Here is a 26,995-nt window from a genome sequence, read left to right on the forward strand (position 1 = left end):
TGCGCATCGCCCCGGAATGACAACGGGTCCTAGGCGGCGGTGCGGCCGCCGTCGACGGTGTAGGCGGAGCCGGAGACGTAGCTCGCCTCGTCGGAAGCGAGGAAAGCGACGATCGAGGCGACCTCGCTTGCAAGGCCGAGCCGGCGCGCCGGGATGCGGTCGACGATCTTCTCGACCGGCGGCGGCGCGTTGCCGCCGGAACGGCCCTGCAGGATGGTGCTCAGCATCCGGCTCTCGATCATGCCGGGGCAGACGCAATTGACCCGCACGCCGGTGCCGGTGCATTCCCAGGCCGCGCTCTTGGTCAGCCCGATGACCGCGTGCTTGCTGGCGCTGTAGACCGCGATCATCGGCGATCCCATCAGGCCGGCGATCGAGGCGGTGTTGATGATGCTGCCCTTGTTCTGCTTCAGCATGACGGGCAGCACATGCTTCATGCCGAGGAAGACGCCGACGACATTGACGTCGAGCACCCGGCGAAAGCTCTCCAGCGAATATTCCGGGATCGGCCTGACGTCGCCCTCGATGCCGGCGTTGTTGTAGAAGGCGTCGATGGTGCCGAAGCGGTCGACGGCGGCGCGGACATAGTCCCTGACCTCGTCCTCATCGGTCACGTCGGCGGTGATCGCGAAGGCCTCGGCGGAGGCGGGGAAGTCCTTGATGGCGGCCGCAAGATCGGCCCCCTTGCGGTCGACTGCGACGATCCGTGCCCCGCGTTCGGCGAGCAGCTGGAGCGTGGCGGTTCCGATGACGCCGGCAGCCCCGGTGACGACGGCAACCCGGCCGTCGAGCCTGATGCGATCTGGCATGTCTGGGTTTCCTCTGGCTGGTCCGGTTCGATCCGGATTTTCTCAGGTTTTCGCGCGGTGCCGCGCGCCTTCAGCGTGAGGACTATCACACGTGTTCCCAGGAGTGACTAGAGGGGTGACCTGTGCCTGGCCGGCAGCCCGGGGACGGGCCTCCGGGCGCCCTTTCCCCGCCGTATTCGGCGTGTTAACCGGTGGCCTGCGAGCGGCCGATATCAAGGTAGACTGTCGCGAGCCCGATTCGCCTTTTTAAAGCCCGCGAGATGCTTCGAACCATTGCCCTGACTGGCTTTGCGGCCCTGGTCGCCGCCTCAACCATCTCGCTTGCGCCGCCCGCGCGCGCGCAGATCGGAACGATTTTCTCCGATCCCGCGCCGCGTCCGCCCGGCTCGATTCCGCGTGGCCAGGTGGCGCCGCCCAGCGACGACGACGAGGAAGTGCCGGAATTGCCGCGCGGCCGCCTGTTGCCGACGCAGCCGCGCGCGTTGCCGCCGAGCCAGGCGGTGCCGCCGCCCGGTAATGTGCAGTCGCAGCCTTTGGCACCGCCGCCAGGCAGCACGGTCGCGCCGCCCGGCGTTGCGGTGCAGCCGCCGCAGCCCGGTGGGCCCGCCGTTGCCAACACGCCGCCCGCAGCCAACCCGGCGCCGGGGCAGCGTCCGGCCGCCAAGGGCGCGGCTCCGGGCGCGGCGCCGCAGACGCCGGCCGCTTTGCAGCCGGGCGACGAGGTCGTGCAGGAGCCGCCGTCGACGAAGATCACCAACAAGAAGGCGAGCTTCTCCGGCCTCGACAAGATCACCGGACGCATCATCAATTTCGACGAGGATATCGGCGAGACCGTGCAATTCGGCGCGCTGCGGGTGAAGACCGACGCCTGCTACACCAGGCCGTCGACGGAAGCCGCCAACACCGACGCCTTCGTCGAGGTCGACGAGATCACGCTGCAGGGCGAGGTGAAGCGGATATTCTCCGGCTGGATGTTCGCGGCGAGCCCCGGCCTGCATGGCGTCGAGCATCCGATCTACGACATCTGGCTGACCGACTGCAAAGGGCCGGACCAGACCATCGTGACCGCCGCGCCCGATCCGCCGAAGGCGCCGACGCCTCCGCCGCCGGCCCAGAAGCGCGCGCCGCCGAAGCAGGCCGCGCCGCGTCCGCCGCCGCAACCGCTGCCGCAATATCAGCAGCAGCCGCCACCTCCGCCGCCCCAGCAGCAGCGGCCGGGCGGGTTGTTCGGCGGATTGTTCGGAAACTAGGCGAGACTGCGTAGCCCGGATGGAGCCAAAGCGAAATCCGGGTTTGTTTCCGCGGAGAAGACTCGTCCCGGATTGCGTGGAGCCTGTCATCGGGCGCGCGTTTGCGCGACCCGTTGGCTCCATCCGGGCTACGGCAGCGAGTTAAATCAATTGTGCGCAGCGATGATCGAAAGCGCGTCGGCACCCTTGATCGGCTGTGTCGTGTCGAGCTTGCGGAATTCCGCCGGCTCGCCTGCGATCGCCTTGTCGAGCAGCGCGCGATAGCGGCGGCGCGAAATCTCCACCGCACCGAACGTCTTCAGATGCTCGGTCACATATTGCGTGTCGAGCAGCTCGAACCCGCCCGCGATCAATCGTGCCACCAAATGCACCAGCGCGACCTTGGACGCGTCGCGCGTGGTGTGAAACATGCTTTCGCCGAAGAAGGCGCGGCCGAGGCTGACGCCGTAGAGGCCGCCGACCAGATTGTCGTCCTGCCAGACCTCGACACTGTGGCAATGGCCTGACGCGTGCAGCCCGAGATAGAGATCGCGGATGCGCTTGTTGATCCAGGTGTCGTCGCGGCCGGGCTGCGGCGCCGCGCAACCGGCGATCACGGCCTTGAACGCGGTATCGACGGTGACGCTGAACGCATCCGAGCGCACGGTGCGCGCCAGGCGGGAGGCGACACGGAAGCCGTCGAATGGAATCACGCCGCGCAATTCGGGCTCGACCCAGAACAGGGTCGGATCGTCGGCGCTCTCGGCCATCGGGAAGATGCCGCAGGCATAGGCGCGCAGCAGCACCTCGGGCGTGATCTCGGAGGAGGCGGAGTCGCGTGCGGTCATGCCGGCGAAGATAGCAAAGCGCGGGCGGACTTGCGATGGGGCCTGCCAGGGGTCGCGACGTGTTGACGAAACGCGCCGGTTCCTCCACAAGCCGCGCCATTCCGCCGCAGTTTCCCGAGACGGACTGCGCGGCCATGCTACATTGCCGCAAAAAGATGGCGCCGACGCCCGGGACATGGCGGCTTGCGCGCCTGACAATCAACACAGGTGAGGGGGACGCTGCATGAAGTCGTCATGGCGGACGTTTGCGCCGTTGCTGGTCTGGCTGGTGATCTATCTGGTGCCGGTGCCATCAGGGCTGAACGCCAATCAGTGGCACTATTTTGCGGTGTTCGCCGCCGTGATCACCGGGCTGATCCTCGAATCGATGCCGGTCGGTGCCGTGGGCTTGATCGGCCTGACGGTCGCCGGTATCGGCGGCTACGTCGAGCCTGACCCGAACAAGTCGCTGCGCTGGATGCTCGCCGGCTTTTCCGAGAGCACGGTGTGGCTGATCGTCGGTGCCTTCGTGTTTTCGATCGGCTATCGCAAGAGCGGGCTCGGCCGCCGGCTGGCGCTGCTCCTGGTGCGCGGGCTCGGCCGCCGCACCATCGGGCTCGGCTATGCGGTGGCGTTCTCCGATCTGGTGCTGGCGCCGGCAACGCCCTCCAACACCGCGCGCTCGGGCGGCACCATCTATCCGATCGTCAGCAACATCCCGCGCATCTACGGCTCCGAGCCCGGCCCGACCGCGGGCAAGATCGGCACCTTCGTGATGTGGACGGCGTTTGCGACCACGGCCGTCACCAGCTCGCTGTTTCTGACCGCGCTGGCGCCGAACGCCGCCGCGCTGTCGATCGCCAAGAAGCTCGTCAATATCGAGGTCGGCTGGTCGCAATGGTTCATCGGCTTCGCGCCGCTGGGTATCCTCTTGCTGCTGCTGGTGCCGCTGTTGAGCTACGTCATCTGCCGGCCTGAGATCAAGGAGAGCCCGGAGATCGTGACCTGGAGCGAGGGCGAGCTCGCCAAGATGGGGCCGCCGTCGCGCCACGAATGGATCATGGCGGTGCTGGTGCTGCTCGCGATGTTCCTGTGGATCTGCGGCTCCAATCCCAACATCAGCGTGCCGCTGCTCGGCTCGAACTTCATCAACGCGACCACGGTGGTGTTCGTCGTGATCTCGCTGATGCTGCTGTCAGGCGTGATCGCGTTCGAAGACATCGTCGCGGAGAAGAGCGCGTGGGAGGTATTTTTCTATTTCACCTCGCTGCTCACGCTGTCGTCAGGTCTCAACGAGATCGGCTTCATCAAATGGGTGGCCGAGGGTTATGCGAAGCCGCTCGCAGGGACGTCGCCGCTGGTCGGGATGATCCTGCTCGTCACATTCTTCTTCTGGATCCACTATTTCTTCTCGAGCATCACCTCGCATACCGCTGCCGTGCTGCCGGTGGTGCTCGCCGTCGGCTCCAGCATTCCCGGCCTGTCGGTGCAGACCCTGATGCTGCTGTGCGTCTATTCGCTCGGACTGATGGGGGTGATCTCACCCTACGCCACCGGACCGGCGCCGATGTATTACGGCAGCGGCTATATCGGCAAAGGCGACTTCTGGAAGTTCGGGCTGATCTTCGGCGTAATCTACTTTGCCGGATTGTTGCTGATCGTGTTGCCCTGGCTACAGACGATCGGGTAAAATAGCCACAATCCAGCGAGAAACAGCGGCCGACCGGGAAGGAGGGCTATCCTTTCCGATTCTTAACGCGCTTTGTCCGACCGAAGCGTTCAAAATGCTTCCTCGGATGTGGCGCGCGCGAACTTCAGGGGACACATAGAGCGGCGCGAGCTCGTTCGTGTTTCTTCGTGGGCAAGTTTATGGACCAGCATGTCAAAGACCCGTCGATTGTGGCGCCCGAGCAAACCAGGCGGCCGTCGCGCGGGCGAGGGTTTCTGACCGGGTGTGTCGTGCTGGCGGTGCTCGCCGGCATCGTCTGGTGGACGCGGCAGCAGGCCGCGCCGCCGCAGGCCGGCGGCGGGCGCAACGCCGGGCCGATGTCGATCGTGCCGGAGGCCGTCGGCAAGGGCGATATCGGCGTCAGCCTGAATGCGCTCGGCACCGTGACGTCGCTCGCCACCGTGACGATCCGGAGCCAGATCAGCGGCTACCTGATGAAGATCGATTTCAAGGAGGGCGATGAGGTCAAGAAGGGTGACCTGATCGCCGAGATCGATTCGCGTCCCTATGAGGCGACGCTGGCGCAGGCCAAGGGCACTCTGGCGCGCGACGAGGCGCAGCTGAAGGGCGCCCAGGTCGATCTCACCCGCTACCAGAACCTCGCCACGCAGAACGCCGTGCCGCATCAGACGCTCGATACCCAGGTCGCGCTGGTTGCGCAGTATCAGGGCACGGTCGAGGCCGACCGCGCGTCGGTGAAATCGGCCGAAGTGAATTTGCAATATTGTCACATCGTCTCGCCGATCAACGGGCGGGTCGGACTGCGCCAGGTCGACCTCGGCAACTACGTGACGCCGGGCGACACCAACGGCCTTGTCGTGATCACGCAGCTCGAGCCGATCAGCGTGCTGTTCACGCTGCCGGAGGACAATCTGCAGGCGGTCGCGAAGCGGTTGAAGGAGGGCGCGGTGCTGCCGACGGCGGCCTATGACCGCAGCGGCGCCAACAAGCTCGCCGACGGGTCGCTGCAGACCTTCGACAGCCAGATCGATGCGACCACCGGCACGATCAAGCTGCGCGCCCAGTTCGAGAACGAGAAACGCACGCTGTATCCGAACCAGTTCGTCAACATCCGCCTGCTGCTCGACACCCACAAGGATGCCACGACGATGTCGACCGCCGGCATCCAGCGCGGCGTCCCCGGCACCTTCGTCTATCTCGTCAACGCCGACAGCACGGTCTCGGTGCGGCCGGTGAAAATCGGCGTCACCGACGGCGACCGCGTCGAGGTGCTCTCAGGGCTTGTGCCCGGCGATCGCATCGTGATCGACGGCGCCGACAAGCTGCGCGAGGGCGCCAAGGTGGTGGTGCGCTCCGCCGCCGATGCCGCGAGCCCGGCCGGCGCGGCCAAGGGGACGGCGAATGGCGCCGCCAAGGGAGGCGGCGCTGCTCCCGACAAGCCGGGAGGCGGCGACCATAAGGGTCCCGCGGACGGGCAGACGAAATGAACCCGTCGCGGCCATTCATCCTGCGGCCGGTGGCGACGACCCTGATGATGATCGCCATCATGCTGTCGGGCATGCTGGCGTTCAGATTCCTCCCCGTCGCGGCGCTGCCGGAAGTCGATTATCCGACCATCCAGGTGCAGACCTTCTATCCGGGCGCCAGCCCTGACGTGATGACGTCGTCGGTGACGGCGCCGCTCGAGGTGCAATTCGGCCAGATGCCGAATCTGAACCAGATGAGCTCGGTGAGCTCTGCCGGTTCATCTGTCATCACGCTGCAGTTCGGCCTGTCGATCTCGCTCGACGTCGCCGAGCAGGAGGTGCAGGCCGCGATCAACGCCGCGGGCAACCTGTTGCCGTCGGACCTGCCGGCGCCGCCGATCTACGCCAAGGTCAATCCGGCCGACGCGCCGATCCTCACTCTGGGCCTGACCTCGAAGACCATGCCGCTGACCCAGGTGCAGGACTTCGTCGACACGCGACTGGCGCAGAAGATCTCGCAATTGCCCGGCGTCGGCCTCGTCAGCATCAGTGGCGGCCAGCGGCCCGCGGTGCGCATCCAGGCCGACATCCGCAAGCTCGCGGCCTATGGGCTGAACATCGACGATCTCCGCACCACGCTCGGCAACGCCAACGTCAATACGCCGAAGGGCAATTTCGACGGCGCGATGCGGGCCTACACCATCAATGCCAACGACCAGATCCGCAATGCCAGCGACTACCGCTCGCTGATCGTCGCCTACAAGAACGGCTCGCCGGTCCGCCTCAGCGACGTCGGCAACGTCGTCGACGGCGCGCAGAACGACAAGCTCGGCGCCTGGATGAACGAGACGCAGGCGATCATCCTCAACATCCAGCGCCAGCCCGGCGCCAACGTGATCTCGGTGGTCCAGGGCATCAAGGACCTGCTGCCGCAACTGCAGGCGACGCTGCCGGCCGCGATCGACCTCAACATCCTGACCGACCGGACCGTGACGATCCGGGCCTCGGTCCGCGACGTCGAATACGAGCTGGCGCTTGCGGTGATCCTGGTCGTGCTGGTGATCTTCGTGTTCCTGCGCTCGACCCGCGCCACGCTGATTCCGAGCCTGTCGGTGCCGCTGTCGCTGGTCGGCACGCTGGGCGCGATGTATCTGTTCGGCTTCAGCCTGAACAATCTGTCGCTGATGGCGCTGACGATCGCGACCGGCTTCGTGGTCGACGACGCCATCGTCGTGATCGAGAACATCTCGCGCTACATTGAGGAGGGCGAATCGCCGCTCGAGGCGGCGCTGCGCGGCTCCGAGCAGATCGGCTTCACCATCATCTCGCTGACGGTGTCGCTGATCGCGGTGCTGATCCCGCTGCTGTTCATGGGCGACGTCGTCGGCCGCCTGTTCCGCGAATTCGCGATCACGCTGTCGGTCACGATCCTGATCTCCGCCGTGGTGTCGCTGACGCTGGTGCCGATGGCCTGCGCAAAACTGCTGAAGCCGGAGAGCATGACGCGCGAGAACACCTTCCAGCGGCTCAGCCGGGAAGGCTTCGACGCCGTCATCGCGATCTACGGCCGGATGCTCAACTGGGTGCTCGACCGCCAGACGTTCGTACTGCTGATCGCGCTCGCCACCTTTGGTCTCACGGCGCTGCTCTACGTGGTCATCCCCAAGGGCTTCTTTCCGGTGCAAGACACCGGCGTGATCCAGGCGATCTCGGAGGCGCCGCAATCAGTGTCCTATGCGGCGATGGCCGAGCGGCAGCAGCGGCTCGCCAGCGCGATCCTCAGGGATCCCGACGTCGAGAGCCTGTCGTCGTTCATCGGCGTCGACGGCACCAACACCACGCTCAACAGCGGCCGCATCCTGATCAATTTGAAGCCGCACGAGCAGCGCAGGGCCGGCGTCGCGACGATCATGAACCGGATCAAGGCCAGTACGGCTGATCTGACCGGCATCACGCTCTACATGCAGCCGGTCCAGGACCTCACCATCGAAGGCACCGTGAGCCGCACGCAGTATCAGTTCATCCTGCAGGACGCCGACCCGAACGAGCTCGCGGAATGGACGCCGAAGCTGGTCGACAAGCTCAGGGAATTGCCGGAGCTCAGCGACGTCACCAGCGATATTTCCGCGCAGGGGCTGTCGGTGTTCGTCGACATCGATCGCGACCAGGCGGCGCGGTTCGGCATCACGCCGGCGACGATCGACAACGCACTGTACGATTCCTACGGCCAGCGCATCGTCTCCACCGTCTTTACCAATTCGAACCAGTACCGCGTCATTCTCGAGGCCGATCCGTCGTTGCAGAACTCGCTGGATTCGCTGTCGTCGATCTATCTGCCGTCGTCGGTGGGCTCGACGCCGGTGCCGCTGTCCGTCATGGCCAGGATGCGGGTCGAGACCGCGCCGTTGCAGGTCTCGCATCTCGGCCAGTTCCCGTCGGCGACGGTCTCGTTCAACCTGGCGCCGGGCGCCTCGCTCGGCGGCGCGGTGACCGCGATCAAGCAGGCGCAGGCCGAGATCAACCAGCCGCTCGGCATGATCACGAGCTTCCAGGGCGCGGCGCTGGCGTTCCAGTCCTCGCTGTCCAACCAGCTGTTCCTGATCCTCGCCGCGATCATCACGGTCTACATCGTGCTGGGCGTGCTCTATGAGAGCTTCATCCATCCGCTGACCATCCTCTCGACGCTGCCTTCGGCCGGCATCGGCGCGTTGCTGGCGCTGATGATGGCAGGCCAGGACCTCACCATCATCGCGATCATCGGCATCATCCTTCTGATCGGCATCGTGAAGAAGAACGCGATCATGATGATCGACTTCGCGCTCGATGCCGAGCGCAACGAGGGCAAGCCGCCGCGGGAGGCGATCTACCAGGCCTGCCTGCTGCGGTTCCGGCCGATCATCATGACGACGATGGCAGCCATGCTCGGCGCGCTGCCGCTGATGCTCGGCAGCGGCGCGGGCTCCGAGCTCCGGCATCCGCTCGGCATCTCGATCGTCGGCGGCCTTTTGGTGAGCCAGCTGCTGACCCTGTTCACGACGCCCGTGATCTATCTCTGGTTCGATCGCCTGGCGCTGCGGTTTGCAGGGCGGGCGGACGAGGTCGGCGAGGCGAGCGGGTCGCGTTGAGCCATGGATCCGTCAACGCCCTTCATCCGCCGGCCGGTCGCAACCACACTGTTGACGTTCGGGCTTGCGGCGGCCGGTCTTGTCGCATTCTTCAAGCTGCCGGTGTCGCCGCTGCCGCAGGTGGATTTTCCGACCATCTCGGTGCAGGCGACGTTGCCTGGCGCCAGCCCGCAGGACGTCGCGACCACGGTCGCCAGCCCGCTTGAGCGGCATCTCGGCCAGATCGCCGATGTGACTGAAATGACGTCGTCGAGCTCGGTCGGCTCGACCCGGATCACGCTGCAGTTCGGGTTGAATCGCGACATCAACGGCGCGGCGCGGGACGTGCAGGCCGCAATTAATGCGGCGCGGGCCGATCTGCCGACCAGCCTGCGCAGCAATCCGACCTACCGCAAGGTCAACCCGGCCGACGCGCCGATCCTGATCCTGACGCTGACGTCGGATACGCTGACCCGCGGCGCTCTCTATGATGCCGCCTCCACGGTGCTGGCGCAGAAGCTGTCGCAGGTCGAGGGCATCGGCGAGGTCGTGGTCGGCGGCAGCTCGCTGCCCGCCGTGCGCGTCGATCTGATCCCGCAGGCGCTCTACAAATACGGCATCGGTCTGGAAGACGTCCGCGCGGCGCTGTCGAGCGCCAACGCCCACAGCCCCAAGGGCGGCATCGATGTCGGCGACCAGCGCTACCAGGTCTACGCCAACGATCAGGCCAACAAGGCCGACGACTACAGATCGCTGATCGTGGCCTACCGCAATGGCGCGCCGGTTCACCTCTCCGATGTCGGTGAGGTGGCCGACGGCGTCGAGAATTTGCGCAATGCCGGGCTCGCCAACGGCAAGCCCGCGGTGCTGCTGATCCTCTACCGGCAGCCGAACGCCAACATCATCAGTACCGTTGACCTGGTGAAGGGGCTGATGCCGCAATTGCAGGCCTCGATTTCGCCGGCGATCGACATCGGTCTCGCGGTCGACCGCTCGACAACCATCCGCACCTCGCTCCGCGACGTCGAGCGAACGCTGGTTCTGGCGGTGATGCTGGTCATCATCGTGGTGTTCGCCTTCCTGCGCAATTTGCGCGCCACCTTGATCCCAGTGGTGGCGGTCTCGGTGTCGCTGGTGGCGACCTTCGGGGCGATGTACCTGATCGGCTACAGCCTCGACAATCTGTCGCTGATGGCGCTGACGGTCGCGACCGGCTTCGTGGTCGACGACGCCATCGTCGTGCTGGAGAACGTCACCCGCTACATCGAGGAGGGCCTGAGCCCGCTCGAGGCGGCGCTGAAGGGCGCCAACGAGGTCGGCTTCACCGTGCTGTCGATGAGCATCTCGCTGATCGCGGTGTTCATCCCGATCCTGTTGATGGCCGGCATCGTCGGGCGGTTGTTCCGCGAATTCGCGATGACGATCTCGATCTCGATCCTGATCTCGCTCGCGGTCTCGCTGGCGACCACCCCGATGATGTGCGCGGTGCTGCTCAAGCCGGACCGCGGACGCCACGGCCGGCTCTATTGGGCCAGCGACCGCTTCTTCGAGGCGATGCTGAATTTCTATCGCAGGACGCTGACCGCGGCGCTGGCGCATCCGCTGTCGGTGATGCTGATCCTGGCGGCGGTGTTCGGCCTCAACTTCTATCTCTACGACGTGATCCCGAAGGGCTTCTTCCCGCAGCAGGACACCGGGCGGCTGGTCGGCTCGATCCAGGCCGACCAGAGCGTGTCGTTCCAGCTGATGCAGCAGAAGCTCGCGCAGTTCGTCGGCATCATCCAGAAGGATCCGGCGGTCGAGACGGTGGTCGGCTTCACCGGCGGCGGCCAGACCAATTCCGGTTTCGTGTTCGTCTCGCTGCGCCCGCTCGACCAGCGCAAGATCGGCGCCGACGGCGTGATCTCGCGGTTGCGCCGGGAGATGGCGGTGGTGCCCGGCGCCAGCCTGTTCCTGCAAGCGGTGCAGGACATCAGGGTCGGGGGCAGGGCCTCGAACGCGCAGTATCAGTACACGTTGCAGGGCTCGACGCTGGAGGAGCTCAATGACTGGACGCCGAAGATCGCCGCGGCCATGCAGCGCGATCCGAACCTCGCCGACGTCAACAGCGACCAGCAGAACAAGGGGCTGGAATCCGACCTCGTGATCGACCGCGACGCCGCGGCCCGGCTCGGCATCACGGTGAGCCAGATCGACAACACCCTCTACGACGCCTTCGGCCAGCGCCAGGTCTCGACGATCTATGTCGCGCGCAACCAGTACCACGTCATCATGGAGGTCGCGCCGCGCTACTGGCAGAACCCCGAGACGCTGAAGGACGTCTATATCAGCACGTCGGGCGGATCGGTCGGCGGCTCGCAATCGACCAACGCGGTGGCGGGCACCGTGGTGGCGCCGGGAGCCTCGAGCGCGGCCAGTTCGGCCAATGCCCAGGCCGCGCGCAACCAGGCCACCAATTCGATCGGCTCGACCGGGAAGGGCGTGGCCTCGACCGGATCGGCGGTCTCGACCAACAGCGAGACCATGATCCCGCTGTCGGCGGTCGCGGCGTTCAAGCAGGGCGCGACGCCGCTTGCGGTCAACCACCAGGGCCTCCTGGTCGCCAACACCATCTCGTTCAACCTGCCGCCGAACGTGTCGCTGAGCACCGCGGTCGGCAGTATCGAGGCGACGATGAACCGGATCGGCGTCCCGGCCACGATCCGCGGCACCTTCCAGGGCTCGGCGAAGGCGTTCCAGGATTCGCTGAGCAACCAGCCGTTCCTGATCCTGGCCGCGATCGTCACGATCTACATCGTGCTGGGCGTGCTCTATGAGAGCTACGTCCATCCGCTGACCATCTTGTCCACACTGCCCTCCGCAGGTGTGGGTGCCTTGCTGGCGCTGATGGCATTCAAGACCGAGTTCAGTATCATGGCGCTGATCGGCGTCATCCTGCTGATCGGCATTGTGAAGAAGAACGCCATCATGATGATCGACTTTGCGCTGGACGCGGAACGCAGGCGCGGGCTGGAGCCGTTCGAGGCGATCAAGGAGGCATGCCTGCTGCGCTTCCGTCCCATCATGATGACGACGATGGCCGCGCTGCTCGGCGCCGTGCCGCTCGCGATCGGGATGGGCGACGGCGGCGAGCTGCGGCAGCCGCTCGGCATCGCCATCGTCGGCGGCCTGATCCTGAGCCAGGTCCTGACGCTCTACACGACGCCGGTGATCTACCTCTATCTCGACCGGTTCCGCTTGTGGGCCCTGCGCGTCCGCCGCGGCAGCGCCGTGCGGATGCCGGGCTCCTCACTTCAACCGGGCGAGTAAATGCCGACAGGTGCAGCGTTGCATAGTCTTCGAATCTTGCGGAAACCGGTCCGGTTTCGGCGCGTGGCCGCGTTCGGCGGCCTCAGCCTTGGTCTGAGCCTTGGCCTGACCGGCTGCATTCCCGGGGTGGAGAAGCCCGAGCTCAGTCTCGAAGTGCCGGCGAGCTATCGCGCCGCGGCCAAGGGTGATGCCGACGCCGCCGTTCCGGCGCTCGCCTGGTGGCGCGGCTTCCGCTCGCCCGAGCTGACCGGGCTGATGGAGTCCGCGCAGCAATACAATCTCGATATCGCGGTGGCGATCGCCCAGATCGTGCAGGCCGACGCGCAGGCCGGCGTGTCCGGCGCGGCGCTGCTGCCGTCGATCTCGGGATCGGCGAATGCCGAGCGTCAGCGTGTGGCCACAGGATCGAGTTCATCGCTCGCTGGGGGCAGCACGTTCTCGCAGTACAGTCTGGGGCTGAGCGCGAGCTACATCGTCGACTTCTGGGGCAAGAACCGCGCGACGCTGTCGGCGTCGGAAGAGAGCGCGACGGTTGCCCGCTACAATCGCGAAGTGGTCGCGCTGACCACGATGGCGACGGTGGCCAACACCTATTTCCAGGTGCTGGCGGCGCAGGACCAGATCAAGGCCACGCGCCGTAATCTGGCGGCGGCCGACCGCATCCTGACCCTGATCAAGTCGCAATTCGCCGGTGGCACCGCCTCGCAACTGGACCTGTCGCAGCAGGAGGCGCTGGTCGCCACGCAGCGCGCGGCGATCCCGCCGCTCGAGGTGACGCTGGGACAAAACACTGCGGCGCTCGCGCTGCTGGTGGCGCGCGCGCCGGCTGATTTCTCGGTGCGCGGCGGCAGCACCACGCAGATCGCGGTGCCCCGCATCACGCCGGGGATGCCGTCGGAATTGCTCTACCAGCGGCCTGACGTCCGCCAGGCCGAGGCGCAGCTCGCGGCCTCCAATTTCAGCGTCGACGCGGCGCGCGCGGCGTTCTTCCCGCAGATCCAGCTGACCGGCACCACGGGCTTCCAGAGCGCGGCGCTCGCCTCGCTGTTTGCGCCGGGCGCCTGGTACTACACGCTCGCCGCCGGGCTGACCCAGCCGCTGTTCGACGGCTTCCTGCTGGAGAGCCAGCTCAAGCTCGCCAAGGGCCAGCAATTGCAAAACCTGCAGGCCTATCGCAAGGCGGTACTGTCGGCCTTCGCCGATGTCGAGAAGGCGCTGATCGCGTTGCAGAAGTATACGCTGCAGGAGCGGCTGCAGTCCGACGTGGTGGCGAGCTCGCGCAAGGCGTTCGAGGTCTCTGAGACGCAGCTGCGCGGCGGCACGGTCAATCTCATCACGGTGCTGCAGACACAGCAGACGCTGTTCACGGCTGAACTCAATCTTGTCTCGGTGCGGCTCAACAAGCTGCTGGCGGCGAGCAGCCTGTTCCAGGCGCTCGGTGGCGGCTGGACACCGGCCGGCACGCTCGCGGCGGCAGTGCCATGAGGTCGGTCATGCAGCGGTTCGTCACACTCCTCGTCGTTACTCTCGTCATCGCGCTCGGTGCGCCGGCCGGCGCGGCCCGGGCGCAGCAGCGGCCACCCAACAGCATTCCGCTCGCCTTCGGCATGAACCCCGACCAGGCCAGCCAGTCACTCGGCGTTCCCCTGAACTACGTTCGCGGCACGCCGGGCAATGAACTGTTCGTCGCGCTGCCCAATGTCAGGGGCAGCGTGCTGTCGCGGCGCAGCGACGGGCTCTATCTGCAATTCGGCAAGGGACGCCTGATCGCCTGGAAGGGTGATTGGGGGACCATTCCGCAATGAAGGCCTTGGCCATGACCGCTATCAGAGCATTGATCGCCTGCGCTGCCATCGCGCTCGGCACGGCCGCTGCCTCGGCCCAGAACCTGTCTCATGACTTGGCGCCGCAACGGCCGCTGCGTTACGGCAGCACCGGCGGTGCATATTTCGACGGCAGGAACGACGATCGCGATTTCCGCAGCAACGGCTCCTTTCCGGGCAGCTTCGCCGCCGATCCCTTCAGCGCGGGCTTCGGCGCAGCGGGTCTGTTCGGCTCGACGCCGTATCACTCCGCGCGGCCCTATCCGTCGCAGGTGATCTTCGGCGCGCCATGCCAGGATTGCCGTCCGCATCGCCCGCGGCGGCAGCGCGATCGGCCTGATTGAGGGTTTAGCTCTTGCTCAGAAGGTCGTCGATGATGCGCAGCTTCATCCAGCCGGCCTTGTCGATGATCTCCCGGCGCAGCGCGTCCTTTTCCATTTCATATTGCTCGTGCGGGACGTGGTGGCCGCCGCTCGCGGTCATTCCGAATTCCTTGAGCAAGGCGTTGTGCCGCGCCTCCCACGCGATCACATGCTCGGTCATGAGCTGCGTCACCGCCGGAAGGAAGCCGGGATGGCCCGCCAGGCCGCATGCTTCCGTGGTCTGCTGATCCTCCGCCAGCATGATCACGTTCCACTCGTCGTAGCCGATCAGATCCAGCTGCGCGTAGAGAAACGCGCCATGCGGCCCGTCCCAGATCTTGTGGTCGATGACCAGGAAGGGCAACGCATGGCAGTGGCCGTGGCGCGCCGTCATGTCACGGTTGAAACTCTCGGTGCGCTCCTGCAGCCGTTGGTTGGCCGCGGCAAACACGGCAAGGCGATTGTCCGCCGCCGGCACGATGCTGGTTGCGTCGTCGGGCACGAACCCCGCATCGCGCAGCATCGGCCCGATCCGCGGATCTTCCCACTGCCTCTTGTGAAAGCTGGGTGCCGCGCCGTCGGCACCCGGTGCCGGACGCAAGGGCTCCCTAGGATCACCCGCGGTCGCCTGCTTCTTTCCGAAAACCACCCTGCGCTCGAACATCGTGCCGTTCCTGCCAAGCTGGGGGAAAAGCATGGCAAGCAATGCCCAGATTTGTCTTAACCCGGTCAGGGCAGGCGGCTGCGATCGAACAACAGGGTGACGCGGCCGTTAACGCCAACGCGAAAACTCGATCAATCCGCTACCGTCAGCGGCCTAACTGGCGGCGACGCTTGTCGACTTCGCCCGAGCGAGGGTGACGCGCGGGAACCGTACCACGAAGCGGGTGCCTTTCTGGCTGGGGTCGCGCTCGACGCTGGCGTCGAGCTTGACGGCCATCGCCGCGACGATGCGCTGGCCCATGCCGGTGCCGCGCGGATCGGCCTTGTCGGAGAAGCCCACGCCTTCATCGCTGATCGCAAGCTGCAAATCGTCCGCCTGTGGCTTCAGCTCGACATGGATCGGGCCGGCGCCGTCGGGATAGGCGTATTTCACGGCGTTCATCACCAGTTCGTTGACGATGATGCCGATCGCGACCGCGCGGTCCGGATCGATCTCGACCGGATCGGCCTTCAGCGTCAGCCGCGACATCTTGTTGCCTTCGGCCGATCGCCTGAGATCCTCGAGCAGCGCCTCGAGATACTGGTTGAGCATCACCGTCTTGAAATCGTGCGAGGTGTAGAGGCGGCGATGCACCTGCGCGACGGCTGCGACACGGCCCATCGCATTGGTGAGCGCCGCCTTGACGTCCTGCTGGGTCGAAGAATTGGCCTGCAGATGCAGCAGCGAGGCGATGATCTGCAGCGAATTGCCGACGCGATGGTTGACCTCGCGCAACAGAACCTCGCGCTCGGCGGCGAGCGCGGCGTAGCGGTCGCGTGAAGCGTGCACCTCGGCCTCGGCCTCGTCGCGCGCCTTCTGGATCGCGGCGCGCCTGATCGCGCCGTTCACCGCGACCTGGAGCAGGGGGATGAATTCGCCCCTGACGTCCTTGACCAGATAGTCCGCCGCGCCGGCCTTCAGCGCGGTGACGGCGATCGCCGAATCCTGCGAGGCGGTGACGAACACCACCGGCGGTGCGTCCGCGATCTTGAGGATCTGCTCCAGCGTCTCCAGCCCGTCGAGGCCGGGCATGTACTGGTCGAGCGCGACGACGTCGATGCCGCCCTGCGCGAGCCGGTCGAGACCGTCCTGGCCGCTTGCGGCGTGCACGACCTTGTAGCCCGCGCGCGTCAGCCCGCGTTCGACCAGGCGCGCCAGCGCCGCGTCGTCGTCGATATAGAGCAGTGTCGGCGTTGCGCTGGTCATATTGAAGCTGGCGGCACCTGAATCACGGAAAAGAACAGGCCAAGCTGGCGAATGGCGTTGGCAAAGCTTTCGTAGTTCACCGGCTTGGTGATGTAGACGTTGCAGCCGAGTTCGTAGCAACGCTTGATCTCCTGGGAGTCGTCGGTCGTGGTCAGCACGACTACCGGCGTCGCCTTGAGATGCTTGTTTTCCTTGACCCGCTTCAGAATGTCGATGCCGGTCATGTCAGGCAGATTGAGATCAAGCAGGATGAGCAGGGCCTGGTTCTTGCGCTCGACCGCGCTGCCATCCTTGCCGAACAGGTAGTTGACGGCCTCTGTACCGTTGGTGAACGGGACGATCTCATTGTTGACACCTGAGCGCCGGATATTCCGCTCAATCAGGCGAGCATGGCCCTCGTCGTCCTCGATCATGATGATGGTGACTGGATCGCTCATGATTCCCTATCCCGGTTCTTGCCTGAGTTCTTGCCTGACCATTTGATGGGCAGCGTGATGGTGAACGTGCTGCCGTTGTGAAGTTCCGATGCTACCGACATGGTGCCGCCCAGTCTGCGCACAAGTGCGCGGACATGGGCAAGCCCGATGCCCTGACCGGGCTTGTCCTGGGTTCCGGCACGGCGGAACAGATCGAAGATGCGCTGGTGGTCCTTCGGATCGATGCCGCGGCCGTTGTCCGTCACTTCGAAGATCGCAAAGCCCAGCTTGGTGCGGCCCTCGATCGCGATCTCGCCGGGGACGCCGTCCTTGAGGTATTTGAGTGCATTGTCGATCAGGTTGGAGAAGATCTGCTCCAGCGCGAGGCGGTCGCTGACGATATTCGGCAAAGCGCCGATCTCGACGGTCGCATTGGCCTCAGCGGCCTGATGCGCGACCGTCTTGACGATGCTGTCGATCAGCTCGCGGAGATCGATCCGCTCCGGCTTGAACTCGCGGCGGCCCTCGCGGGTGAGATTGAGGATGGCGCTGATCAGGCGGTCCATCTTGGCGATCGAGGATTTGATGAAGCCGAGCGATTCGTTGAAATCGTCGGATAGCTGCTTGTCGGAGCCTTCGAGCTCCGGCTCGGCCACGTCGGTCGCATCTTCCATCGCCGGCGCCAGCGATGCGGTGCGATTGAGCGTGGCGATGCGTCTGAAGATGTCGCCGCGCAATTCCTCCAGCTCGCTGGTGAAGCCCATGATGTTGACCAGCGGCGAGCGCAGGTCGTGGCTGACGATATAGGCGAAGCGCTGGATTTCCTCGTTGGCCTCGCGCAGGTCGGCGGTCCGCTCGTCGACGATGGTTTCGAGATTGACGTAGTTGTCGCGCAGCCTGGCCTCGGCGTCGTCGCGCGCCCGCGAGGATTGCCGCAGCAGCACGAGAGAGAGGGCGGCGAGCGCCAGCACCATGCAGGAGCCGGCGATGGTGACGGAGGAGGCGAGCACCTGCGTCCGGTCCGCGGTTGCGGTGCGCGCCGCCAGCAGGCGATCCTCCTCGGCGCGCATGTCGCGGCCGATCCGGGCGATCGCCTCGACCGCATCGGTCGATGTGCCCTTGCGCAGGATGTCGACGCTGGTGGCGACGTCGTTGTTCTTGACGCGCTCGACGCCGAGGGCGAATTCGGCGAGGCGCTGCTCGACGGCGGCCTTCAGCTTCGCGGCATTGGCGACCTGCGCCGGATTATCGACGGTCATCATCTGAAGGTGACCGAGCGCGGCCGGGAGCCCTGCCGCGGCCGACTGGTACTCGGACAGGTATTGTGGTGCTGATGTCAGCAGATAGGCCCTGGTCGCGCTCTCGGCGCGCCTGATGTCAAGCAGCAGGTTGGCGACCTGGCTCTCGACCTCGACCGTATGGACCACCAGGGCATTGTCCTCGCGTGCCTTGTTGACCAGCAGGACGGACGCCACGCTGATCGCGACCAGCACGAAAAATCCCGCCGAAAGCAGCAGGATCTGTAACGTGGACCGGCGTCGTGAAACTTGTGTCACGACGGTCTCTTCGCAGGAGTGGGATTCAATGCGTCCCCGTGGAAAGCCAATAACCCTTAGTACGTTTGAACTGGGCTTTGGGTTCCACCGGGTTCCAAACTATTTCGGGGCGTCGGATGGCTGGCCGGCGAGATACTGCTCCAGCCAGTGGATGTGGTAGTCGCCCTCGATGATGTCGGGCTCGCGCACCAGCGCGCGGAAAAGCGGCAACGTCGTCTCGATGCCGTCGACCACCATCTCGTCCAGCGCCCGGCGCAGCCGCATCAGGCACTCGCCGCGGGTCTTGCCGTGCACGATCAGCTTGCCGACCAGCGAGTCGTAATAGGGCGGAATCACGTAGCCCTGATAGACGGCGGAATCGATCCGCACGCCGAGGCCCCCCGGCGCATGGAATTGCGTGATCCGTCCGGGCGAGGGGCGGAAGGTCTGCGGGTTCTCCGCATTGATGCGGCACTCGATGGCGTGGCCGATGATCGCGATGTCGCTCTGCTTGGCCGGAAGCTCGCCGCCCGCCGCAATCCGGATCTGCTCGAGCACCAGATCGATGTCGGTGATGCTTTCGGTGACGGGATGCTCGACCTGGATGCGCGTGTTCATTTCGATGAAATAGAACTCGCCGTCCTCGTAGAGGAATTCGATAGTGCCGACGCCGAGATACTTCATGTCCCGCATCGCCTTGGCGCAGGTCTCGCCGATCCTGGCGCGCGCCGCGGCCGCGAGCACCGGCGAGGGGCCTTCCTCCCAGACCTTCTGGTGACGGCGCTGCAGCGAGCAGTCGCGCTCGCCGAGATGGATGGCGCCGCCGCGGCCGTCGCCGAGAATCTGGATCTCGATGTGGCGCGGCTTCTGCAGGTATTTCTCCAGATAGACCGACGCGTCGCCGAATGCCGACTTGGCTTCGTTGGCCGCAGTCGTGAGCGCCAGCGCGAGGTCAGCCTCGGTGTGGGCGACCTTCATGCCGCGGCCGCCGCCGCCGGCCGCCGCCTTCACCAGCACCGGGAAGCCGATTTCCCTGGCGATCGTCATGGCGTCGTCGTCCGCCGTCACCGCGCCGTCCGAGCCGGGCACCACGGGAATGCCGAGGCGCTTGGCGGTCTTCTTGGCCTCGATCTTGTCGCCCATCAGGCGGATGTGCTCGGCCTTCGGTCCGATGAAGCCCAGATTGTGGTCGGCGAGGATTTCGGCGAAGCGCGCATTCTCGGACAGGAAGCCGTAGCCGGGATGCACGGCGTCGGCGCCGGTGATCTCGCAGGCGGCCAGCAGCGCCGGGATGTTGAGATAGGAATCCTTCGACGGCGGCGGGCCGATGCAGACGCTCTCGTCGGCGAGCCGCACATGCATGGCGTCGGCGTCGGCGGTGGAATGCACCGCGACGGTGGCGATGCCGAGCTCCTTGCACGCCCGGAGCACGCGAAGCGCGATCTCGCCGCGATTGGCTATGAGGATCTTGTCGAACATCGCAGCGCCTGACGTTGACGGAAGCTATTCAATGATGACGAGCGGCTCGCCGAATTCGACCGGCTGGCCGTCCTCGATGAGGATCTGCGTCACGGTGCCCGCGCGCGGCGACGGGATCTGGTTCATCGTCTTCATCGCCTCGATGATCAGAAGCGTCTGGCCGGCCGTGACCTTGCTGCCGACTTCAATGAACGGCTTGGCGCCGGGTTCCGGAGCCCAGTAGGCGGTGCCGACCATCGGCGAGGGCACGACACCCGGGTGCTTTGCCATGTCGGTGGCGGCAGTGGCGGCAGCCGGCACGGCCACCGGCGCGGCAACCGCATGCACGGCTGACGGCACGGAGGCGGCGATGCTGATGTTGCGTGCGACCCGGACGCGCAGGCCGGCGCGCTCGATCTCGATCTCGGTGAGGTTGGTCTCGGCAAGCAGCAGCGCGAGCTCGCGGATGAGGACGCTGTCGTCGCTCCTGACGTCGTTCTTGGAGTCGTTCTTGGACTTTACGGCTGATTTGTCGTCTGGCTGGCGCGCCATGTTGTTTGATCCGAAATCTCTGTCTGGTGACGGGGAACGTCAGGATTGACGATTAAGTCTTTGCCTTCGCACCGATCCTGGTGGCGAGGCCGATGATCGCAAGCCGGTAGCCGTCGATGCCGAAGCCGCAAAGTGACGCGAAGGCGGCTTTAGCAGTGAACGAGTGGTCCCGGAAGCTCTCGCGGGCGTGGATGTTGCTGACATGGACCTCAACGGCCGGGATCTTGACCGCAACCAGCGCGTCATGCAGCGCGATCGAGGTATGGGAGTAGCCGCCGGCGTTGATGATGATGCCGACCGCCTTCTTGGCGTGGGCCTCATGGATGAAGTCGATCAGTTCGCCCTCGCGGTTGGACTGCCGGCAATCGGCGGTCAACCCGAACTGCCGCGCGGTGTCCGCGCACAGCTTCTCGACGTCGGCGAGGGTGGCATGGCCGTACGTCTCCGGCTCGCGCGTCCCCAACAGGTTGAGGTTCGGGCCGTTCAGCACATAGATCGTTCCGGCAGCAGCCATTTCCAGAGGTTCCGGCGAAGGGAAAGTGGGCCGGGTTATAGGTAACAACCGGCCGCAGGGGAAGTCTTTAGGTGAAATCGGAACCTCTTCAACAGCTTCCTCCGGCCTGTTAGATAGCTGGCGTAACCTATGGAAATTGCTGATTAACCAAATCCGGAGGTGGGCGCCCCTCGGCTGTGCTCCCGCCAGCCATCCACTGGCGACTGCGAGCTGCAGCCGCATGCAAAACCCCGCCCCTGAGGGGGCGGGGTTGAGATCGAGGCGAGGGCCCGTCAAGGCACCCTCGCGCCGAGGCCGAGGTCAGCCCTCGATGATGTAGACGATCTCGTGGGTCTCCGGCTGCACGATGATGTAGCGCCCGTGGACCAGGATGAACTCGTAACCGCGCCACTCCGGATAGATCGTCACGACGCGCTCCGGCACCGGGTAGAAGTGCACGTCGGCCGGGACGCGCGTGCCGACGGCGATGTTGACGTTCACGTTGGTGGCTTCGGTGACGTGCTCCGATTTGATCGCGGTCGAGATCTGGGTGCGCTTCTCGGCCGGCGGCGCCGCGGTGGCCGACGTCGCCGCGTTGCCCGTCGTGGTCTGGGCGCGGTTGGTGTCGGTCGGGCTCTTGGTCTGAGCGTTCTGGTTGGTGGTGGCGCCGCTCTTCTCACGGCTCTCGGCGGCGTTGTTCATCTTGCCGCTCTTGTCATGCTCCTCGGCCTTCATGTTGCCGCCCTTGTCGCGGCCTTCGGCCTTCATGTCCTTCGAACCTTCCTTGGCGCCCTTGGTCGCATCGTTCTCCGAGCTCATGCTCTTCGACTTCTGCGTGTTCTCCTGTGCACCCTTGGTGGCGGGGCCGGACTTTTCGGACTCGGCGCCCTTCATGCCTGGCGAGTCATCCTTCATGCCGCCCGTATCGCGCTGCATGGTGCCCGACGATGCACCACCGGACGGTGCAGAGTGCTGCACGGTCGCGCCACCGCCGGCTCCGGTCTCCTTGTTCGCGCCGCCGGCACTCTGTGCATTCGCAAATCCGGTACCTGCGATCAAAGCCGCCGCAGCGACCGAAATCAGAAAGCGGTTAGACATCATATTCTCCTCGTTATTCAGCATTGCCCGCGCCGACAACGGGAGAGGATGCGCGATGTTCCTATTGATTAGCGGTTCCCCGCGGTTTGTCTCTTGTGTGAATGCGCGATGAACGATTTGCGTTTCAACCGCAGGCCCAGTCGAACTCCATGCTCGCAAGGTCGAGCTGGCCGTTGCCGCCGCCGAAATTGAACCCGCCGAAATGCTCTTCGATCTCGAGATAGGTCGCGCTGTATTTCGGCGTCCACTGGTTTGGAAACATCGTGCCGCCGAGATGGTTGCGGCCGTGCAAACGCTCGAGGCCGCGTGCTCTGCCTTGCTCGTCGGAAGGCGCGATGTAGTCGCCGAGCTCGCCCTTGTGCAGCAGATGATCGCGCGGCGGCTTGCCGACGTTGGGATCGTCGTTGCGCGGTGCAAGGGCGATGCCGTAGGCGTGGTGCCCGGTCTCGGGGATGCCGCCGAACAGGCGGTACCAGTACGTCTTTTCCAGCGCGTCGGTGCGGGTGCGGCCGACATTGACGTCGAACGCGGTGCGCGCCGCGCCCTTCACCAGCCAGCGTGGAGGCGAGTTGGCTTCCAGCAGCGGATTGCCGGCAAGCTCCGGCGGCCGGCAGAGCGGTCCGGCAAACTCGGTCTCGGTGAGCCAGATCGCCGCAAAATTGTGATCGATGATGTCCTTCATCCGAAACTCCATCGAATGACGGTTCTGCCGATAGGCGAAGTAGGGCAGCAGATTGGGATCGGCTGGACGCGCGATGGTCTCTGCCGCGAGATATTGCGCGACCGCGTCGATCTCGTCGGGTTCGTCATATTGCTGATCGGCGAACATGGCGAGCGCGACATAGGCGTCACCCTTGGCGCGATACTGCGCCGGGACGCGCAGCGTGAAGCAGTGCTGCATCGGAAAGCCGTCGTGGGGACTGAGCGGCCATTGCTCTCTGCGAATGCCCGGCGGCAGGCCGTAGCACCAGCCGTGATCGTGGTCGGTGCCACGCTGTGGCGCCGTCTTCAGCAGCGTGAAATCGTAGCCAAGGGTTGGTGGAGCAAGGGTTGGCGAGGCCAGTGTTGGCGGGGCCAGTGGCATGGCGCGCAGCTTCCGTTGTTGGTGATGCCCCTTGGTTGCAGCCAGCGCGAAAGCGGTTCGGTGCCGCGAATAAAAAATCCGGCTGCCAGGGCAGCCGGATTTTGCTGAATGGATGAGCGCTGGTGAAGCGACGATCAGCAGGTCGCCTTGCCGCAGCGGGCAATGCCGATCTTCTCCTTGAGACCATCGACGCCGACCGCGCCGATCACGACCTGCTTGCCGATCACGTAGCTCGGGGTGCCGTTCATGCCCATGGATTCGGCGAGGCGGAAGTTCTCCTCGATGGTCGCCTTCACCTCGGGGCTGGCGATGTCCTTCTCGAGCTTGGTCATGTCGAGACCGACTTCCTTGGCGACCGCCAGCGCGCGCGCCTTGTCGGCGGCGCCGCGGCCGCCGAGGAGCTTCTGGTGAAACTCGAGATACTTCTTGCCGGTCGGATCCTGCATGCGCACGGCGACCGCGACCTGCGCGGCCTCGACCGAGCCCTGGCTCAGCACCGGGAATTCCTTCAGCACGACCTTCAGCTTCGGATCCGACTTCATCAGGTCGAGCATGTCGGACATCGCGCGCTTGCAGTAGCCGCAATTGTAATCGAAGAACTCGACGAAGGTGACGTCGCCGTCCTTGTTGCCGATCATGACGCCGCGCGGCGAGTTGAAGATCGTGTCGGCGTTCTTGGCGACGCTCTGCTCATGCTTCTCGGCTTCGGCGGCGGCCTGCCGCTTGCTGAGCTCGTTCATCGCCTCTTCGAGCACCTCGGGGTGCGCGATCAGGTAGTTGCGCACGATGGTCTCGATGTCGCCCCGCTGGGTATCGTTGAAGCTCTGCGCGGACGCAGTCAGCGGTGCGGCGCAAATGCCGAGCGCGAGCAGGGCAGGGGCGAGAAAACGAAGCGCTGGCATGGCAAAATCCTTGTTCGAGGTGGCCCGAAATACGGCAGGGCCGCGGGCCGGTTTCGGTGATCGTTGTATGGAACTACGGTTTATTTCTAGTTGTTTTTCTGACCCGGCATCGGCTTGGCGCTCACAATGTCGTCAGCTTTGACCCAGCCGGGCGTGCCGATCGCAAACCGCGTCTTGGCGCGCGAGGCCAGTTCGCGGGCCGTCTTGTTGTCGCCACGGAGATAGGCGGCCTGCGCCGAGGCAAGGTCGGCCTGGGCATAGTCGCCCTTGCGGCCATACGCCATCGCGAGCTGGGTATAGCCTATCGGCGCCTCCGGCTCGCGCGCCACGGCGTTGCGCAGCATGTTGATCGCGTCGTCGGTGTAGCCCTTGTTGTCGGAGGCGACCAGCGCCTGGCCGAGCAGCATCTCGATCAATGGCGAATTGCCGGAGAGCTGCACCGCGCGGCGCAGCGGCGCGATGGCCTCCGCCGGCCGACCGCCTTCGAGCAGTGCCTGGCCGCGCAATTCGTAGAAATAGGGATTGTTGGGCTGCACCTGGATCAGCCCGTCGATCTGCGCGATCGCCGAACGCAGGTCGCCGTGCAGATAGGTGGTGATCGCGCGGGCATAGCGCGCCGGCATGCTGGTGTTGGACAGCGGATAGCGGCGATAGACCGTGTCCTGCCGCTCCATGAAGCCCGAGATCTTGGCGCGCATCATGTCGTGGCGCAGCTGCAGCGCCGGATCGTCCTTCTTGTCCCAATAGGGGCTCGAGCGCGCCAGGTCCGCCAGCGCCGAGACACGATCGACCGGCATCGGGTGCGACTGCAAATAGGGGTCGGCGCCGCGCGCGGCGAACAGGCTCTCGTCGGTAAAGCGCTTGAACGTCTCGTACATGCCCTTGGCCGACTGGCCGGTCGCGTTCAGGAACTTGACGCCGGCGCGGTCGGCGTTTTCCTCCTGCTGGCGCTGGTAGGAGAGCAGCGTGCGCTGAATGACCGACTGCGGCGCCGAGATTGCGGCAGCTCCAGCGCTGGAGAGGCCGTTTCCAACACCGCCGCCCGCAGCGCCTGCGGCCAGCGCACCGACGCCGAGCAGCATCGCGATGATCATTTGGGTCTGCGCCTGCGCAAGCTGCTCGCGCATCTTGGCGAGATGGCCGCCGGCCAGATGGCCCGTTTCATGCGCCAGCACGCCGATGATCTGGTTCGGTGTCTCCGACTGCAGCAGCGCGCCGTAATTGACGAAGATGCGGCGGCCGTCGGCGACGAAGGCGTTGAACGAACCGTCGTTGATGATCACGATCTGGATGTTCTGCTTCTCCAGACCCGCGGCGCGCAGGATCGGCCTGGTATATTCGCGCAGCAGCTGCTCGGACTCGGTGTCGCGCAGCACCGGCGGGCCCTTCTGCTGGGCGCGCGCAGGGACGACGGGGCCGACGGCGAGCGCAACCGCGGTGAGCAATGCGGTCAGCTTGGAGGTCTTGGTGCGCAGCGTGAGGCGGAACAGCATGGGCGATCTATCGGCGATGGCTGGCCGCGCCGCGGCAAAGTCCGGTTCCCGACCCGACCGGATCAGGCGCGTGGCACAGTCTGTTGTTTTTGCAGTTCTTCTTCACGCGAACCGGGTATTCACTTGGCCTGAAAGCGTTATAAGGAGCCACCGAATGCGGCCAGTCTGGGGCGGTAGCCGGTATCGGAACCCGAATTCGGCAGCGGCCGTGCCATAGCAGAAATCCATGCCTGAAGCGACAGCGAGAGACCGTGTGAGCAGCCTTTTGACAGCGTCCGGCCGGAGCGATGTTCCGCCGTTCATGGTGATGGACGTGATGGCCGCGGCGGCGCGAATCGAGGCCGCCGGCGGCCATGTCATCCACATGGAGGTGGGGCAGCCCGCCGAGGGCGCGCCGAAGCCGGCGATCGCGGCCGCACAGGCCGCCCTTGCCGGTGGCCGGATCGACTACACCTCCGCGCTCGGCATCCCCTCATTGCGCGCGCGCATCGCCCGGCATTACCGCGACACGTATGGCTGCGCGGTCGATGCGGAGCGCATCATCGTCACCACGGGCTCGTCGGGCGGGTTCATCCTGGCGTTTCTTGCGATGTTCGAGCCGGGCGACCGGGTCGCCGTCACCGTGCCGGGCTATCCGCCTTACCGGCACATCCTGACGGCGCTCGGCTGCGAGCCCGTGCTGATCGAGACCTCCGGCGAGACCCGCCACGCGCTGACCGGGGAGGCGCTGCTGGCTGCCCATCGCAAGGCGCCGCTGAAGGGCGTGCTGGTCGGCAGCCCTGCGAACCCGACCGGCACGATGATGTCGCGCGAGGCGCTGTCGAGCCTGATGGCCGCCGCCGACAGCGCGGGCATCCGCTTCATCTCCGACGAGATCTATCACGGCCTCGACTACGCGTTTCCTGCGGTGACGGCGGCGGAGCTGTCGCCGAACGCACTCGTGATCAACTCGTTCTCGAAGTACTTCTGCATGACCGGCTGGCGCGTCGGCTGGATGGTGGTGCCCGACGTGCTGGTGCGGCCGATCGAGCGGCTGCAGCAGAATTTGTCGATCTCGGTGCCGACCTTGTCGCAGATCGCCGCCGAAGCGGCGTTCGAGGGCCGCGAGGAGATGGAGGCGATCAAGCGCGGCTATCAGGAGAATCGCCGCATCCTGATCGAAGGCTTGCCCAAGGCCGGGCTGACCAAGTTCCTGCCGGCCGACGGCGCATTCTATCTTTACGCCGATGTCTCCGACTTCACCTCCGACAGTTTCGCGTTCGCCAGCGAGATGCTCGAGAAGGCGCATGTCGCAGCGACCCCGGGCGTCGATTTCGACCCGATCCACGGCCGTGCCTTCATCCGATTTTCCTATGCGCGCTCGGCGGCGGAGATGCAGGAAGCAGTTGCGCGGATCGCGCATTGGCTTAAATAGCCCGCGAAGTTCGAGAGCCTTC

The 26,995-nt window shown here is 65.5% G+C and carries 22 protein-coding genes; 9 read left to right on the forward strand and 13 right to left on the reverse strand.

Features of this window, described 5'->3' with window-relative positions:
* Positions 1–29: 29 nt before the first annotated feature.
* Positions 30–809, reverse strand: coding sequence for an SDR family NAD(P)-dependent oxidoreductase (locus tag ACVIGA_RS40225; RefSeq protein WP_456670388.1), 780 nt, complete (start codon positions 807–809; stop codon positions 30–32).
* Positions 810–1,069: 260 nt separating this feature from the next.
* Here ACVIGA_RS40225 and ACVIGA_RS40230 point away from each other — a divergent pair, with 260 nt between their 5' ends.
* Positions 1,070–2,059 (forward strand): DUF2155 domain-containing protein, encoded by a 990-nt coding sequence (locus tag ACVIGA_RS40230; protein WP_456670389.1) that lies wholly within the window; start codon positions 1,070–1,072, stop codon positions 2,057–2,059.
* Positions 2,060–2,205: 146 nt separating this feature from the next.
* Here ACVIGA_RS40230 and aat read toward each other — a convergent pair whose 3' ends face one another.
* A complete protein-coding gene (gene aat, locus ACVIGA_RS40235) occupies positions 2,206–2,886 on the reverse strand; it encodes a leucyl/phenylalanyl-tRNA--protein transferase (RefSeq protein WP_456670390.1) in 681 nt (226 codons plus the stop codon).
* A gap of 223 nt (positions 2,887–3,109) precedes the next feature.
* Here aat and ACVIGA_RS40240 point away from each other — a divergent pair, with 223 nt between their 5' ends.
* The 7 genes from ACVIGA_RS40240 (at position 3,110) to ACVIGA_RS40270 (ending at position 14,601) form a co-directional block, all read left to right on the forward strand.
* Positions 3,110–4,555 carry a DASS family sodium-coupled anion symporter gene (locus ACVIGA_RS40240; protein WP_456670391.1) on the forward strand — a complete coding sequence of 482 codons (1,446 nt, stop codon included), beginning with the start codon at positions 3,110–3,112 and terminating at the stop codon, positions 4,553–4,555.
* 179 nt (positions 4,556–4,734) lie between these two features.
* Positions 4,735–6,042 carry an MdtA/MuxA family multidrug efflux RND transporter periplasmic adaptor subunit gene (locus tag ACVIGA_RS40245; RefSeq protein WP_456670392.1) on the forward strand — a complete coding sequence of 436 codons (1,308 nt, stop codon included), beginning with the start codon at positions 4,735–4,737 and terminating at the stop codon, positions 6,040–6,042.
* Positions 6,039–9,146, forward strand: coding sequence for an MdtB/MuxB family multidrug efflux RND transporter permease subunit (locus ACVIGA_RS40250; RefSeq protein WP_456670393.1), 3,108 nt, complete (start codon positions 6,039–6,041; stop codon positions 9,144–9,146). The genes ACVIGA_RS40245 and ACVIGA_RS40250 overlap by 4 nt, the downstream gene beginning before the upstream one ends.
* Positions 9,147–9,149: 3 nt before the next feature.
* A complete protein-coding gene (locus ACVIGA_RS40255) occupies positions 9,150–12,434 on the forward strand; it encodes an efflux RND transporter permease subunit (protein ID WP_456670394.1) in 3,285 nt (1,094 codons plus the stop codon).
* The gene (locus tag ACVIGA_RS40260) at positions 12,435–13,919 is read left to right on the forward strand and encodes an efflux transporter outer membrane subunit (RefSeq protein WP_456670395.1); all 1,485 of its coding nucleotides are present in this window, start codon (positions 12,435–12,437) and stop codon (positions 13,917–13,919) included.
* 8 nt (positions 13,920–13,927) lie between these two features.
* Positions 13,928–14,239: a hypothetical protein gene (locus tag ACVIGA_RS40265; RefSeq protein WP_456670396.1), complete on the forward strand. Its 312-nt coding sequence runs from the start codon at positions 13,928–13,930 to the stop codon at positions 14,237–14,239.
* 11 nt (positions 14,240–14,250) lie between these two features.
* Positions 14,251–14,601: a BA14K family protein gene (locus ACVIGA_RS40270; protein ID WP_456670397.1), complete on the forward strand. Its 351-nt coding sequence runs from the start codon at positions 14,251–14,253 to the stop codon at positions 14,599–14,601.
* 4 nt (positions 14,602–14,605) lie between these two features.
* Here ACVIGA_RS40270 and ACVIGA_RS40275 read toward each other — a convergent pair whose 3' ends face one another.
* The 11 genes from ACVIGA_RS40275 to ACVIGA_RS40325 form a co-directional block, all read right to left on the reverse strand.
* Positions 14,606–15,283, reverse strand: a complete 678-nt coding sequence (locus ACVIGA_RS40275; protein ID WP_456670398.1) for a hypothetical protein — start codon at positions 15,281–15,283, stop codon at positions 14,606–14,608.
* 153 nt (positions 15,284–15,436) lie between these two features.
* Positions 15,437–16,528, reverse strand: a complete 1,092-nt coding sequence (locus tag ACVIGA_RS40280; protein ID WP_456670399.1) for a sensor histidine kinase — start codon at positions 16,526–16,528, stop codon at positions 15,437–15,439.
* Positions 16,525–16,965: a response regulator gene (locus ACVIGA_RS40285; RefSeq protein ID WP_223967892.1), complete on the reverse strand. Its 441-nt coding sequence runs from the start codon at positions 16,963–16,965 to the stop codon at positions 16,525–16,527. The genes ACVIGA_RS40280 and ACVIGA_RS40285 overlap by 4 nt, the downstream gene beginning before the upstream one ends.
* Positions 16,962–18,500, reverse strand: a complete 1,539-nt coding sequence (locus tag ACVIGA_RS40290) for a sensor histidine kinase (protein WP_456670400.1) — start codon at positions 18,498–18,500, stop codon at positions 16,962–16,964. Before ACVIGA_RS40290 ends, ACVIGA_RS40285 begins: the two co-directional genes overlap by 4 nt.
* A gap of 99 nt (positions 18,501–18,599) precedes the next feature.
* The gene (gene accC / locus ACVIGA_RS40295; RefSeq protein WP_456670401.1) at positions 18,600–19,958 is read right to left on the reverse strand and encodes an acetyl-CoA carboxylase biotin carboxylase subunit; all 1,359 of its coding nucleotides are present in this window, start codon (positions 19,956–19,958) and stop codon (positions 18,600–18,602) included.
* Between the two features lie 24 nt (positions 19,959–19,982).
* Positions 19,983–20,489: an acetyl-CoA carboxylase biotin carboxyl carrier protein gene (gene accB / locus ACVIGA_RS40300; RefSeq protein WP_456670402.1), complete on the reverse strand. Its 507-nt coding sequence runs from the start codon at positions 20,487–20,489 to the stop codon at positions 19,983–19,985.
* 52 nt (positions 20,490–20,541) lie between these two features.
* Positions 20,542–21,003 (reverse strand): type II 3-dehydroquinate dehydratase, encoded by a 462-nt coding sequence (gene aroQ, locus ACVIGA_RS40305; RefSeq protein WP_342711091.1) that lies wholly within the window; start codon positions 21,001–21,003, stop codon positions 20,542–20,544.
* A gap of 300 nt (positions 21,004–21,303) precedes the next feature.
* Positions 21,304–22,080, reverse strand: coding sequence for a DUF1236 domain-containing protein (locus ACVIGA_RS40310; protein WP_456670403.1), 777 nt, complete (start codon positions 22,078–22,080; stop codon positions 21,304–21,306).
* Positions 22,081–22,204: 124 nt separating this feature from the next.
* Positions 22,205–23,164, reverse strand: coding sequence for a hypothetical protein (locus ACVIGA_RS40315; RefSeq protein WP_456670404.1), 960 nt, complete (start codon positions 23,162–23,164; stop codon positions 22,205–22,207).
* Between the two features lie 134 nt (positions 23,165–23,298).
* The gene (locus ACVIGA_RS40320) at positions 23,299–24,066 is read right to left on the reverse strand and encodes a DsbA family protein (RefSeq protein WP_375780769.1); all 768 of its coding nucleotides are present in this window, start codon (positions 24,064–24,066) and stop codon (positions 23,299–23,301) included.
* 86 nt (positions 24,067–24,152) lie between these two features.
* Entirely contained in the window at positions 24,153–25,559 is a 1,407-nt protein-coding gene (locus ACVIGA_RS40325; protein WP_375780770.1) for a M48 family metalloprotease, read from the reverse strand.
* Between the two features lie 226 nt (positions 25,560–25,785).
* Between ACVIGA_RS40325 and ACVIGA_RS40330 the strand changes: the two genes are divergently transcribed.
* The gene (locus tag ACVIGA_RS40330; RefSeq protein WP_456670405.1) at positions 25,786–26,973 is read left to right on the forward strand and encodes a pyridoxal phosphate-dependent aminotransferase; all 1,188 of its coding nucleotides are present in this window, start codon (positions 25,786–25,788) and stop codon (positions 26,971–26,973) included.
* Positions 26,974–26,995: the final 22 nt, after the last annotated feature.

The sequence above is a fragment of the Bradyrhizobium sp. USDA 3240 genome (genome assembly GCF_054063295.1).